Origin of the sequence: uncultured Intestinibacter sp. (assembly GCF_902468165.1) — a bacterium.
GTDB lineage: Bacteria > Bacillota > Clostridia > Peptostreptococcales > Peptostreptococcaceae > Intestinibacter.
This window is the reverse complement of sequence record NZ_CABQXJ010000079.1, coordinates 1-14,158: the sequence shown is the minus strand read 5'-3', so window position 1 is coordinate 14,158 and position 14,158 is coordinate 1. Positions and strand designations below refer to the sequence as shown.

At 26.9% G+C, this 14,158-nt stretch carries 12 protein-coding genes and 1 pseudogene; 10 read left to right on the top strand and 3 right to left on the bottom strand.

Annotated elements, in window-relative coordinates; all coding sequences use genetic code 11:
- The first annotated feature begins 287 nt into the window (after window positions 1-287).
- The 4 genes from RDX53_RS12050 to RDX53_RS12035 all read left to right on the top strand — a co-directional run bounded on the left by RDX53_RS12050 (window position 288) and on the right by RDX53_RS12035 (window position 4,575).
- Entirely contained in the window at window positions 288-1,607 is a 1,320-nt protein-coding gene (locus tag RDX53_RS12050; protein ID WP_307994234.1) for a glutamine synthetase family protein, read from the top strand.
- 22 nt (window positions 1,608-1,629) lie between these two features.
- Window positions 1,630-2,199 (top strand): ANTAR domain-containing response regulator, encoded by a 570-nt coding sequence (locus RDX53_RS12045; RefSeq protein WP_195931619.1) that lies wholly within the window; start codon window positions 1,630-1,632, stop codon window positions 2,197-2,199.
- Between the two features lie 41 nt (window positions 2,200-2,240).
- Window positions 2,241-3,836: a CTP synthase gene (locus RDX53_RS12040; protein WP_295574545.1), complete on the top strand. Its 1,596-nt coding sequence runs from the start codon at window positions 2,241-2,243 to the stop codon at window positions 3,834-3,836.
- Window positions 3,837-3,924: 88 nt separating this feature from the next.
- Window positions 3,925-4,575, top strand: coding sequence for a diphthine--ammonia ligase (locus tag RDX53_RS12035; protein ID WP_195931621.1), 651 nt, complete (start codon window positions 3,925-3,927; stop codon window positions 4,573-4,575).
- 49 nt (window positions 4,576-4,624) lie between these two features.
- Here RDX53_RS12035 and RDX53_RS12030 read toward each other — a convergent pair whose 3' ends face one another.
- On the bottom strand, window positions 4,625-5,893 hold the full coding sequence (locus RDX53_RS12030) for a hypothetical protein (protein ID WP_295574548.1): 1,269 nt from the start codon (window positions 5,891-5,893) through the stop codon (window positions 4,625-4,627).
- A gap of 135 nt (window positions 5,894-6,028) precedes the next feature.
- On the opposite strand from RDX53_RS12030, the gene RDX53_RS12025 reads away from it, so the two are divergent.
- Complete coding sequence (locus RDX53_RS12025) at window positions 6,029-6,487, top strand: hypothetical protein (protein ID WP_295574551.1); 459 nt, start codon at window positions 6,029-6,031, stop codon at window positions 6,485-6,487.
- A 97-nt stretch (window positions 6,488-6,584) separates the two neighbouring features.
- Here the strand turns inward: RDX53_RS12025 and pdaA are convergent, their stop codons facing one another.
- Entirely contained in the window at window positions 6,585-7,412 is an 828-nt protein-coding gene (gene pdaA, locus RDX53_RS12020) for a delta-lactam-biosynthetic de-N-acetylase (protein WP_295574554.1), read from the bottom strand.
- 267 nt (window positions 7,413-7,679) lie between these two features.
- On the opposite strand from pdaA, the pseudogene RDX53_RS14135 reads away from it, so the two are divergent.
- From RDX53_RS14135 to RDX53_RS12000, 5 genes and pseudogenes are all read left to right on the top strand, one after another.
- A pseudogene (locus RDX53_RS14135) lies at window positions 7,680-8,141 on the top strand (3'-5' exonuclease); the annotation flags it as partial.
- A 372-nt stretch (window positions 8,142-8,513) separates the two neighbouring features.
- Window positions 8,514-10,775 carry an ATP-dependent DNA helicase gene (locus tag RDX53_RS12015; RefSeq protein ID WP_331607304.1) on the top strand — a complete coding sequence of 754 codons (2,262 nt, stop codon included), beginning with the start codon at window positions 8,514-8,516 and terminating at the stop codon, window positions 10,773-10,775.
- Window positions 10,776-10,828: 53 nt separating this feature from the next.
- On the top strand, window positions 10,829-11,776 hold the full coding sequence (locus tag RDX53_RS12010) for a calcium/sodium antiporter (RefSeq protein WP_195931547.1): 948 nt from the start codon (window positions 10,829-10,831) through the stop codon (window positions 11,774-11,776).
- Window positions 11,777-11,889: 113 nt separating this feature from the next.
- Complete coding sequence (locus RDX53_RS12005; protein ID WP_295762883.1) at window positions 11,890-12,807, top strand: AEC family transporter; 918 nt, start codon at window positions 11,890-11,892, stop codon at window positions 12,805-12,807.
- Between the two features lie 60 nt (window positions 12,808-12,867).
- Entirely contained in the window at window positions 12,868-13,800 is a 933-nt protein-coding gene (locus RDX53_RS12000) for a ribonuclease H family protein (protein ID WP_307994233.1), read from the top strand.
- 117 nt (window positions 13,801-13,917) lie between these two features.
- Here the strand turns inward: RDX53_RS12000 and RDX53_RS11995 are convergent.
- Window positions 13,918-14,158, bottom strand: a 241-nt coding sequence (locus tag RDX53_RS11995) for a hypothetical protein (RefSeq protein ID WP_307994232.1), incomplete at its 5' end; no start/stop codon positions are given.

Genomic DNA, 14,158 nt, shown 5'->3' with positions numbered 1-14,158 from the left:
GTTTTTTTTATTTTATATAAAATTAAAATTTTTTAATTTATAAAAATAAAAAGACTACATTATATGCGTGAAATTGCTATTATATATAATATATTACAAAAAATATCAGAATAAATAGGAACTATATTATCAATAAGTAAATATTGACATGTATTAATAAATATTTTATAATTATCACATTGAACAAGGGCGTTCATTATAGGGTATGAATATTTATTTAATACCCTATAATGAGCGCCCTTTTTTGGGTGTATTAACAAAATTTAGGGGTAAATAGGAGGAATTTGATGGATTATAAAACTAGTGAAGTTTTAGGATTTATAGAGGAGAATGACATAAAATTTATACGCTTAGCATTTTGTGATATTTTTGGGAATCAAAAAAATATAACTATAATGCCTACTGAATTAAAAAGAGCATTTGAAGAAGGCGTTTCTTTTGATGCATCGGCAGTAACTGGTTTTATGAATGTAGAAGAGTCAGATTTATTGTTAATACCAGAGGCGAGCACAATGTATCTACTACCGTGGAGAATGCAACATGGCAGAGTAGTTAGATTCTTTTGCAATATAAAACATCCAGATGGAAGAAATTTCGAGGGAGATTGTAGAAATATATTAAAACAAGTTATAAAAGAGAGTAGAGATAAAGGGTTTGTCTGCAAAATAGGTTGCGAAAGTGAATTTTATTTATTTGAACAAGATGAATTTGGAAATCCAACTATGATTCCTTATGATAGAGGAACTTATTGCGATATATATCCAAACGATAGATGTGAAAATATAAGACGAGATATTTGTCTTTCGCTTGAAGAAATGGGAATAAAAACTACAAGTTCACACCATGAGCAGGGACCTGGACAAAATGAAATCGATTATGAATATTCAGATGCACTTACTGCAGCAGATAATTTAATCAGCTTTAGGTCGCTTGTAAAAACTAAGGCTTGTGAAAATGGGCTCTTTGCATCATTTATGCCGAAACCTTTAAATATAGAGTGTGGAAGTGGACTACATATAAATATTTCTTTATATAAAGATGGTGTAAATCTTTTTAAAGATAAAAGTTCTGATAATTATAAATATACTAAAAAGTTTTTAGCAGGGATATTAAACCGCATAGAGGAAATTACTTTGTTCTTAAATTCATCTACAAATTCATATGCTAGATTAGGAAAAGACAAAGCTCCAAAATATATAACATGGTCAAAAGAAAATAGATCACAACTTATAAGAATACCAGCATCAAAAGGAGATAGATGCAGGATGGAACTTAGATCACCAGATTCTAGTTGTAATCCATATATAGTATTTGCACTGCTTATTAAAGCTGGGATAGAAGGTATAGAAAATAATTTAGAACTTTGTGAACCTAAGAATATCAATTTATTTGACATAGATGAAAATAAAGTAAACGATTTAAAAAAACTACCACAAGATTTAAATGAAGCGATAAATCTAGCAAAAGATAGTGAGTTTATAAAAACAGTATTACCACAAAAGACTATTGAAAATTATATAAATGACAAGAAAAAAGAGTGGGATATATATAGTTCAATAACTGATAAATTTAAAGCTGAAAAAGAATTATATTTTGAAGTGCTTTAAATTATAAAAAGGGGGGACCTATATGAGTTGTGCGCTGATAGTGTCAACGTCGGAAAAAGGAAAGAGCTTTTTTAGTGATTTAATAAAGACAGTTGGAATTTCCAATACGGTCACTGTTGGCAGTGGTAGTGAAGCGAGGCGTATATTAAATAGAACTGAATTTGATTTAGTTGTAATAAATGCTCCATTATCAGACGAATTTGGACATGAACTTGCAATTGCAATAAGTAAAAATTATAATACAGGAGTTTTATTAGTAGTAAAAAATGATATAGCTGATGCAGTTTCAGCTAAGGTAGAAGACTACGGTGTATTTGTTATAGAAAAACCGTTAAATAGACAATTTGTGTATAAAAGTATTAAGTATATATATATTTCAAGAAAGAAATTTTTAGGTCTTCAAAGTGAAAATGAAAGACTTAAAGTAAAAATTAGTGAAATTAGACTTATAGATAGAGCAAAATGTATTTTAATACAGTACTTAAATATGAGTGAGCCCCAAGCGCATAGATATATAGAAAAGCAAGCTATGGATTTAAGAGTAACTAAAAAAGAAATTGCAGAAAATATTTTAAAGACTTATGAAATGTAAGTAATTTATTAAAAATTTTTATTCGTGTAGGAGGTATTAGTATGTCAAAGTATGTATTTGTAACAGGTGGTGTAGTATCAGGCTTAGGAAAGGGTATAACAGCAGCATCTTTAGGAAGATTATTAAAAGCGAGAGGATTTAAAGTGGCAGCACAAAAGCTTGATCCTTATATAAATGTAGACCCGGGGACAATGAGTCCATATCAACACGGGGAAGTATATGTAACAGAAGATGGAGCAGAAACTGACTTAGACTTAGGTCATTATGAAAGATTTATAGATGAGGATTTAAATAAATACTCAAATTTAACAACAGGAAAAGTATATTGGAATGTGTTAAATAAAGAGAGAAAAGGGGAATATCTAGGTGAAACTGTCCAAGTTATACCTCATGTTACTAATGAAATAAAGAGCTTTATATACAATGTAGGTGAAAAAAGTGATGCAGATGTAGTTATAACTGAAATAGGTGGTACGACAGGTGATATAGAGAGTCAGCCGTTTTTAGAAGCTATAAGACAGGTGTCATTAGAAGTAGGAAGACATAATTGTCTATTTATTCACGTTACATTAGTACCATACATAAAAAGTTCAGGAGAACATAAATCAAAGCCAACACAACACTCAGTTAAACAATTACAAGGTTTAGGAATTATGCCAAATATTATAGTAACTCGTTCAGAAGCTCCTTTAGATGAAGTTATTAAAAAGAAAATATCACTATTTTGTAATGTAAAACAAGACTGTGTAATAGAAAATAAAACAATAGATGTACTATATGAAGTGCCGATGATGTTAGAAGAACAAAATTTATGCGATATAGTTTGTAGAGAACTTGATTTAAAATACGATAAATGTGATTTATCAGATTGGACTAATATGTTGAGTAGAGTTAAAAATAGAGATAAAACTGTAAAAATCGCTTTAGTCGGAAAATACACTAAACTACATGATGCATATTTATCAGTAGTTGAGGCTTTATCTCATGCAGGTTATGAAAATGGTGCGGCAATAGACATAAAATGGGTAGATGCAGAAGGTGTAAATAAAGATACAGTAAATTCATTATTAGGAGATTGTCAAGGCGTATTAGTACCAGGTGGATTTGGCGATAGAGGAATAGAGGGTATGATTTGTGCTGCAAATTATGCAAGAGTAAACAATATACCTTACTTAGGAATATGTTTGGGAATGCAAATAGCAGTAATCGAATATGCTAGATATGTTTTAAATATGAAAGATGCAAACTCTACAGAATTTAATTTAGAAACAAAATATCCAGTAATAGCACTTATGCCGGACCAATTTGGAAATATAATGGGTGGAACAATGAGACTTGGAGCATATCCTTGCAAAGTAAAAGAAGGCACTATGCTTTATAAATGCTATGAAGATTTAAATATTTCAGAAAGACATCGCCATAGATATGAATTTAACAACGATTTTAGAAAGCAAATGATAGAAAATGGGCTTACTATAGCGGGAACATCACCAGACGAAAAGCTAGTTGAAGCTGTTGAAGTAAGTAATAATAAGTTTTATGTTGGAGTTCAATATCATCCAGAATTTAAAAGTAGACCAAATAGAGCAAATCCAATATTTAAAGGTTTTGTAAAAGCATCAGTTGATATGCTGTAAAACGTGGTATAATAAAATATATTTGATGTATAATCATAATAATTATTTTTGTATATTTGTAAATAAAAATTCAAAATGGGGTGAAGATATGGACAGTAAAAAATTTGTAATGTCGTATAGTGGTGGAAAAGACTGTATGCTTGCAATGCATAGAAAGATAAAACAAGGATGGACACCAGTAGCATTAATAACTACAGTAAAAAAAGATTCCGTAGATTCTTGGACACACTCAATAAATAAGAGGTTATTAGATAAAGCCAGTGAAAACTTAAATATACCGATAATATATGTTGAATGTGCAATTGATGATTATGAAGAAAAATTTGAAGAAAAACTAATAGAAGCTAAAAAAATGGGTGCAACTACTGTAATTTATGGAGATATAGATATAGAGCTTCATAGACAGTGGGATATAGATAGAGCGACTAATGCAGGTCTTGATTATGAGCTACCTCTATGGCAAGCAGATAGAGAAGAAGTTGTACATGAATTTATAGATAATGGATTTAAAGCAGTAATCAAAAAAGTAAATCTAGAAAATATGAATGGAGACTTTTTAGGAAAAGTGCTTGATAGAGAGCTTATAAAAGAAATCAAAAAAACAGGATCTGATGCATGTGGAGAAAATGGAGAGTACCATACATTTGTCATAGATGGACCGCTTTTCAATAGCCCTATTGAATTAGATATAACAGGTAAGACTTTTTCTAATGGATATGGTATTTTAGATATAAACTAAAATTTATGTATAGAATAAAAATGTGCTATTTAATTTAAATAGCACATTTTTATTTGCTTTCTACCCAAATCGGAGCACTTATAGTTTTTTTGTTGTTTTCTTGAACTATTATTAAATAGTAATATGAGGATTTACAAAATTCCTTTAATGTAAATTCAGATTTTGTTAAATACGAATTACATTTTATATTTTTCAAAACTTTATTGTTATTGCTTATAATATAAATATTTTTGATTTTATTTTGGTAAGTTGAATCTATGGCACTTATATTAAAATTTAATTTAGATGGGTTTTTTATAATTGAGCCCATATTAGAACTATTTATAGTAAATTCTAAATTTAAATTTTGGTTATTTGATACATAAGTTCTTCTATTTTTTAAGCTATTTAAAATACTATCTTTATTTAAATCAGTTGCTAGAGTTTTTGTAAAAAACTTAGTACTTATAGGTGATATATGCCACCCATTGTCTAAAGCTTCGTTATATATATCTAGATAAAACGGAGATGTTGAGTTTAAGTCATGGTTACTTATATCTATAGATGTAAATATCACATCTCCATAATTTGAAAACTTCATGTAATTAAAGCAGTCTAAGTCGTTTGACTTAGGAGTAAATGAACATATTAAATCATCTATATAAAATAACTTTTTATATAAGTTTTCAAGCTTTAATTTTGATATTTCATTATAGTTATCTTTTATATTATCATTAAATACAATAAAATCATTAGTATCACGAGGTATATTGATTTTATATGCGTTTAGAGATAAAGAAGCATTTTTTTTGTATTTTTGAATCGAATTAGTATTTTCGCCTATGGTATTTTTATTACTATAAATTGTGTTACATAAAATATTATAATCGCAGTTTATGTAGATATTAGGGGTATTTTGAATATCTATAAAATTCCCAGTAAAATTTTTATAAATAGGAGTACCAACAGTAAAATACCATTCTAATGATGAAGAATTACTAGATTTATCGCTTATACAAATCTTGACAATTTGTGTTCCTCTTTTAAATTTTTTATTAGGAGTATACTCTATATTATTGTTTGTTATTATAGCTTTATGTGTGACATCTTTGTTATTTACATATAGTTTTATTGATTTTAAATCAACGCCACTTTTATCATAAAAACTAGCTTTTATAGTTGGTTTAGATATTATATAATCTTGTGATTTAGTAGGCGTAATAATTTTAATTGTTGGAGGAGTATTATCTTTTGATATACTATTTAATTCAATTAAATCTTTAGACATAAAAAATACAAATAATATAAAAAATACAGCTATAAATTTATAAAATTTCATAATTTCGTCCTTTCAACAATAAAATATTTATAAAAAGTAATAATTATTTTAAAATAAGAAATCTTTTAAAAGTAGTATGCTCATATAAATTTTATAAATTCAATAAAATAAAAAATATATTCGGGGGGATTCGTTATGTTGGTCAATTTAATAGAAGTTAAAACAAATGAAAAAGAAGCATTGAAAAATTTTTTAAAGAAGATTCCGCTTTTGAGTAAGGTTATACAATTTAACAGAGGGATAAATGATATAAATTTAAAATATATAGAGTATAAAATTTTGAAATATAAAATAAATAACTACGAAAGCAGTATTTTAAAAAATAATTATAGAATAGTAGTTTTAAATACTTATACAGGATATATGAAATGTGTCGACGAAGTGCCAGCTACAGTAAAAAAATATATAGCTAGGGACTGTATTCAAAAATCAAAGATAAACGAATATATTTTAAAAAATAAAATAAAAGGACAGTTAGAAAATCAATGTAAAAAATATGAAGATGAAAAATTAGTTTTAGACGAGATTTTGAGTATTTATAAGCCATTTTGGACTTGTAAATACAACGGCAAAAAGATATTTTTAGATGCATAAAAAAACTTGAGGAGTTTTTCTCCTCAAGTTTTTTATTAAATTTATTCTAGATAAAGCAGTCTATTGATTAGGTGTGTTATATAGGTTTATTATTAATTTAAGATTTTTTATTAGTTAAATAATCTAAACTCTTTATAGTATAACCTTCTTGTTCCCAATGAGTTAAAACTTCGTCTAGTATCTCTGCATTAGTTTGGGAATTAGAATGAAGTAGTACAATAGCTCCAGGGTGGGTTCTAGAGTAAATTTTATTTTTTGCTTCTTCATGGCTAGGTTGATTAGAGTCATACCAATCTACATATGCAAAGCTCCAGAATATAGTTGAATATCCTAAATCTTGTGTGTATTTTAGAGATCTTTCACTAAATTTACCCATAGGAGGTCTGAAATATTTAGGCATTTCTTTTCCAGTAACGTCTTTATATGCATCAGCTACTGAAACTATCTCTTTTTTGAATTTATCTAAATCATCAATACTAGCCATAGAAACATGACTTTTTGAATGATTGCAGACTAAATGACCTTCATTTACCATTCTCTTTACCAAGTCGGGGTTATTTCTTATATAGCTTTCAACTACAAAGAAGTTAGCAGGTGCATTGTGTTTTTTTAATGTATCCAAAAGTAAGTTTGTATATCCGTTTTCATATCCAGCATCAAATGTCAAATATATAACTTTTTCATTTGGATCGCCTACATAATAAGTATTATAGTCCCTAAAAAAGTCGGCTTCTTTTATGGGGTCTGGTTGTTTATGGTCTTGTCTTGGATTAAAGTACCAATTATACTCAGTGCTGTCTAAACCTGTATCAAAGATTTGAGTTTTAGATTTATTAAATAAGTTTGAGTTTGTTATGGCAATTATTCCAAGAAGAAGAACAAAAAATCCTATAATAAAATAATTTCCAACATTGCTTCTTTTCAATGGAAATCCTCCTTACAAATTAAATTAAATTATTAATATTTTCTTAAAATTAGTAAAAAATATTCATGTAATATATTAACTATCTATTTATTAAAAATTATATCAAATTTAAATTTGTTAAGTTCCAAAAACACAAACTATTAACACTTATAACAAACATTTAAATTTTCTTAACATAAGTTAAATATATTAAGTCGTAAAAATTTATTTAAACATCAAGAATTATGTAGTAAAGTATAATTTAGAATATAAATTTAGGAGGGAGGAATCATTATAAATATTATAAGTATTGTAAATAATGTAGTATTTCTAGATATAAAATCAAGTGAAATAAATAAAATAAATAGCGAAATTTTAGAAATTGCAGCGATAAAAATAGATAAAGAAAATAATATATCTACCTTTGAAACACTTATAAAAAACAATCACAAAGTTTCAAACGAAGTTTTCTCTCTTTATAAAAACTTTACACAAGAAGATTTAGATAAGGCACCTAGATTAGATGATATCAAATCAGATTTTTTAGATTTTATAGAAGATAAGACTATAATATGTCACGATAAAAAATTTAAAAAAGCTTGTATTGATTTTAATATAGGAAAGATAGAAAATAAATTTTTAGATTCTATAAAACTTGCTGGAGTTTTAGAACCATTTCATTCAGAATTTAATTTAGATTATTTAAAAAGTGAAATAACTACAAAGAAAGATAATAAAAAACAAGGTGGGTTATATGATGTATTAGATAATATAGATGTTGTAAATTCACTTATACTTAGATTTAAAGATAAATTAGAAAAAGAAGATAAACTCACACTATATCCGATTACTTTTGAGATAGATTCATACTTAAATAAGTTTTCACTTGAAAACTGGGAGTGGTCTGAGTTTATAAATAATGCAGACTATAGTTTAAGCAATAAGACAAAAACACTTTATATAGATGATAAAAAAACTAATAAAAAAGATAATTTAAAAGAACAAGAGATATTTGCATTAATAGGAGAAAACAAGTCACATTATGAAGAATTATTAAAAGACAAAAGTATTTGGACAAGCAAAAAGGGATTTATATACGAGTTTAGACAAGGTCAATATGAAATGACTAAATTAATAAGAGAGACTTTTAACAAAAATACAAGTAATATAGCTTGTATAGAAGCTCCAACTGGTATAGGGAAAAGCGTTGGATATTTACTTCCGGCAGTATTAGAAGCTAGATATGCAAAAAAAAGAATAATAGTTTCAACAGCGACAAAAGAGCTTCAAGTACAATTAATACATAAGGACTTGCCAAATATAATAAATTCATTAGGTCTTTCTGGAAAGGTGAGCTACGGATATATAAAAGGAAAAAACAACTATATATGCAAAAGCAAATTTTATGAATATAAAAAAGATTATAACCCAGAAAATGCGACTTATAACGATATACTATCTATAATAATTATCGAAAATCTAATTAAAGATGGAATATATGGAGATATAGAAGAAATAAATTATCTACTTTTAGAGACTTTTCCAAATCTGCAAAGTCATATAAATAAAGTAGTATGTGATGTTGATTTGTGTAAGCCTAAAAAATGTTTTGAAAGTTGTCTTTATAAAAAGAGAGTAGAAGAGTTAAAAGACGAGGACATCACAGTAGTAAACCACTCATTACTTGCTAGATGGCCGTATACTGATGAAAAACCTATGGAAAATATTATAGTCGACGAAGCACATAATTTAATTGAAAAGGGATATGATTTTTTCTCTGAAGAAATAGAATACAACGCCTTAAGACATTTTTTAAAAGAAATTTATCCAAGTGAATTTCATTCAAGTTCTAAATATTATAAAGATATAAAAGACAAGCAAAAGAGAAAAGTTAAACTTATAGATAGATTTTATTCTGAAATAAAATTAGATAGAAATATAAAACAAAAGATAAGTCACAATATAAACTTTGTATTTGAAAAGATGGAAGAAATATTGAGTTTTGGATTAGATGAAGGATATTTTTCGCTTACAAATTATGATTTAAATTGGGAGATAAATCTCCAACAAGATGACAAAGTAGGTGTTTTATATAAAAATAATGAATATATACAAATGACGTATAGACCATATACTCAAATTATTAAATCCAACTTTGAATCTATACTATCAAATCTACAACAGATATTAGTATTATTTGATAGAAATATAGATGAGGACTTAATAGACAAAGAAAGCGACATATATAAATATGGAAAATCTAAAATAAAAGACTTAGAAGATATAACAATAACTATTGGAAATTTCTTAGAATACGACAAAGACGACTTAATTGCGAGAATCATGACTATATCTGGAAAATACAATAATTTCAACTTAAAAGTAGTGCCACTTAATTTAGCAGACTTATTTAGAGAAAATATACTATCTTCATTAGATTGTGGTATTTTTGTATCGGCAACATTAAGTGTAGATGATAAGATGGATTATTTTATAAATACATTAGGTATAAATCAAGTTGAAAATACTAAAAAAATAATAAAGCCTATATATAACTATAAATCAAGAGTTCAAGTTATAAATACTACGGATATAGGTGGTTATAAGGGCGAAGATTTTATTCCAAATATGGCTGATAATATTAAACAATATGTAAAACTAAGTAATTCTAATGTATTATCATTATTTAACAGTAAAAAGAGATTAGAAGATACGTACAATATTCTTGCAGATGACTTATATGAAACAAATATAAATGTGTATATGAATAAAAAAGGGATTAAATGTTTAAAAAATGCAGAAGATAAAAGCATAGTATTAGGTTCAAAAGGTTTTTTTGAAGGAGTAGATGTGCCGGGAGATGGTCTAGTTTTTGTAACTTTAGATAAATTACCTAACTTAAATCCGACAGATCCACTTTATTTTAGTATAATGACTAAGTTCAACAAAAATTACTTTGATGTAAACTATCCTCAGATGATAATCAAGGTTAAACAAGCTTTAGGAAGACTCTTAAGAAGCAAATATGACTATGGTGTATTTGTATTATTTAATATGGGAAATAGTACTTACATCAATAAAAAATTAGAAAACAACCTTCATGGATGTATTATAACAGAGGCAAATAGAAATAATATACAAAGATATATATATCATCATCTAAAAAAGAGCAGAAAAGAAGTAATAACGACACTAATCATAGATATCTTAAAAAACAAAGATAATGAAAATAAAGTAGATTTAGTAGAATTTATAAACTCTGAAATAAAGAAACGCTCGATAAAAGGCAGCGTAAAATACTATGAAGACAAAAGTGATAAGTTATTAGTTGAATATTATAATATAAAATATATTGTAGAAATTGATAAAATATGTAAAAATTAGAATGATAGACTTTGTAGAAGGGAGAATACTCAAAAATTTTTGAGTTGAAGACAATGAATTATATTTTATTATTAGTAGGATTTGTATTTTTAATTAAAGGAGCAGATGGCTTTGTATCAGGAGCATCATCAATAGCCAAAAAATTTAATATACCGCCATTGATAATCGGACTTACAATAGTTGCATTTGGTACTTCTGCACCAGAAGCTGCAGTAAGTGTAACAGCGGCATTAAAAGGTCAAAATGATATGGCGATTGCAAATGTAGTTGGTTCTAATATATTTAACTTTTTAGTTGTAATAGGTATAACATCTATGATTAAGCCTATTAAAGTACAAAAAAGTACAATAATAAAGGAATTTCCATTTGTGATACTGGCGAGTTTTGTATTTTCAGTAATATCACACGATACTAGATTCCAAGATGCATCACAAAACATGTTATCTAAAGCAGATGGATATATACTGCTATCATTATTCGCAATTTTTATGTACTACTTAATTGAAATGGCATTTACATCAAAAGATAATGAACAACAAGAGGAAATAGAAGAAATACCGCTTAATAAAAGTATTATCTACAGTATTTTGGGAATAATAGGAATAATAATTGGTGGACAATTAGTAGTAGATAGTGCAAGTAATATAGCTTTAGCATGGGGCATGAGCGAAAACTTAGTTGGATTAACTATAGTATCTGTTGGGACATCTCTTCCAGAACTTGTTACAAGTATAGTAGCTGCTAGAAAAGGTGAGAGTGATATAGCTATTGGTAATGCTGTAGGCTCAAATATCTTCAATTTACTATTTGTTTTAGGATTATCATCAGCAATACATAGTATAGCAATACATCCAGAAGTATTTTACGATATGCTTATAATGATACTTGCGACAATTTTAACTTATATATTTGCTATTACTAAAAAATGTATTAATAGATGGGAAGGAACAGTTTTATTTTTACTTTATGTAATTTATTTAATTTACATTATAATGAGATAAATATAATAAATAAAAAAGACTTGAAGAGTTTTTACTTCAAGTCTTTTTATATATATGATGAAAAATTTTTAATATAATAGAGGTATAATATATTATTTTAAGGGGGAAATTCTGTGAATATACAAGTTGTAATAAATCAGATGATTATACTTTTTTTAGTTATAATTATAGGATATATAGCAAATAAAGTGGGAATATTAGATAAATCCCAAAACCAAAAACTATCTTCACTAGTTTTAAATATAACATGTCCAGCACTTATTTTAGCTTCTGTCAGTGATATTGAAAGTGGTGATTTTAAAATAGTTGTTCAAATATTTATAATTTCGATTATAATATATCTAGTCTTGCCGTTTATGGGGATTTTATTTGCAAAGATTTTAAAAGTACCTGAGGAAGATAGAAATTTATACAAGTTTATGACTATTTTTTCTAATATAGGTTTTATGGGATACCCTGTAATACAATCTATTTTTGGTACACAGGCTTTGTTTTTTGCATCAATATGCAATATGGTATTTAATATATTTTGTTATAGTTATGGCATTTATTTAATATCAGGAGATGACAAATTATCTTTTGATTTTAAACAACTTATAAATCCAGGGATTATATTTTCAATAATAGCTATTATAATCTACTTGACAAAATGGAAGATGCCTCAGATAATAGGGGAAACATCAAATTTAATAGGATCTATAACAACACCGCTTGCGATGATGCTTATCGGGTCTTCATTGGCAGATATACCTCCTAAAGAAGTAATAAACGATATAAGACTTTACCCATATACAATAATAAAGCAAATTATAATGCCTATTTTATTTTGGTGGGTATTGAAATTTATTGTTGTGGATAAAGTAGTTTTAGGGGTATTAGTTGTATTAGTAGCTATGCCTGTAGGTTCAAGCACAGTTATGTTTTGCAATCAATATGAAGGAAATGTAGATCTTGCATCAAAATCAATATTTATAACTACATTAGCTAGTGTATTTACTATACCAATTTTGGTATATTTACTATTTACTTGATTTTGTGTATTTATATATATTAAACAAAGTTTAAAGTGATTAACATAAAAGGAGAAAATTATGGCAAAGAAAAAAGTATATGCTATAAAAGAAGGATTTGATTTTTCTAAAAATGAAAGAGTACAAAATAAATTAGTGGACTCATGGAGCGAGTGTCAAAAATATATAAAAGGTGTAAAAGGAGCTATATATAAAAGTTTTGAAGATATAGACGAAGCTCAATCTTTTTTACAAAAAGGAAGTGAACTTCTTAGAAAGGGAAAAGATAAATACGACGAAGACTGCCTACATATATATGTAGATGGAAGTTATAATTCTGCAAGCAGAAAATACTCTTACGGTATAGTTGCTATAAAAGATAATGTAGTAGAGTATATACATGGAGGTTCTGGTCAAAATCCAGAAGGAAATAATATAAGACAGATTGCAGGCGAGTTAAATGCAGCACTAGAAGCTACAAAATACGCATTAGATAATAAACACGATAAAGTAGTTATCTTCCACGATTATGAAGGAATATGCCACCATGCAACAGGATTTTGGCAAAGAAAAGACAAATCTTCACAAGAATACTATGAAAAGATGAATACCTTTATAAAACAAGGAATAAAAATTCAGTTTGTCCAAGTAAAAAGCCACGAAGAAGATTTATTTAATGAAATGGCAGATACAATATGCAAAAGGGAATTAAATATAGATAATGATGGAGTATTAGAAAAATATTTATCAAAAAACACTATAAAAGTAAAAGATGAAGAGATTAAGAAAAAGCTAGACAAATTAGTCATAAAAGGAAAAGAAAATATTATAGTACAAGGGCAAGAGACAAATATAGAAAAAACACCTCAGATAGAAAGTTTACATAAATCACAAGATACAGAAGATAAAAACGAGATAATAAAAAATATAAATCAAGTACTTCAAGATTTAGAATATGAAAGATTAGAAGAAGTGCTTAAGTATGTAAAAAGAAAGAAAAATCAAAAAAAATAATTTTAAAGAGGCTATTTTAAAACAGATTTTAGATGTTTATAGTAGCCTCTTTTTTATAACAATTTAAAAATGAAATTTATGGGATGGAAAGAAAAATAATAAAAAGGTATAGAAAAGTTATTTATTAGATATAACTGGTGATTCATTAATAAATAAATTGTTTATAGATATATAGTATATAAAATATGCTATATTGTAATTAGATACAAAATGACCTATTTTATCATCTGTAGATGTGAGAAACTCGCCTTTTTTTCGAGAGGGAGCAGTATGTATGATTTTTATTACTGTCCAATTTAAGTTGGACTCTTCTAAAAGATTAAATGTATGTTCAAAATCTTTTTTATAGCTTTTATAC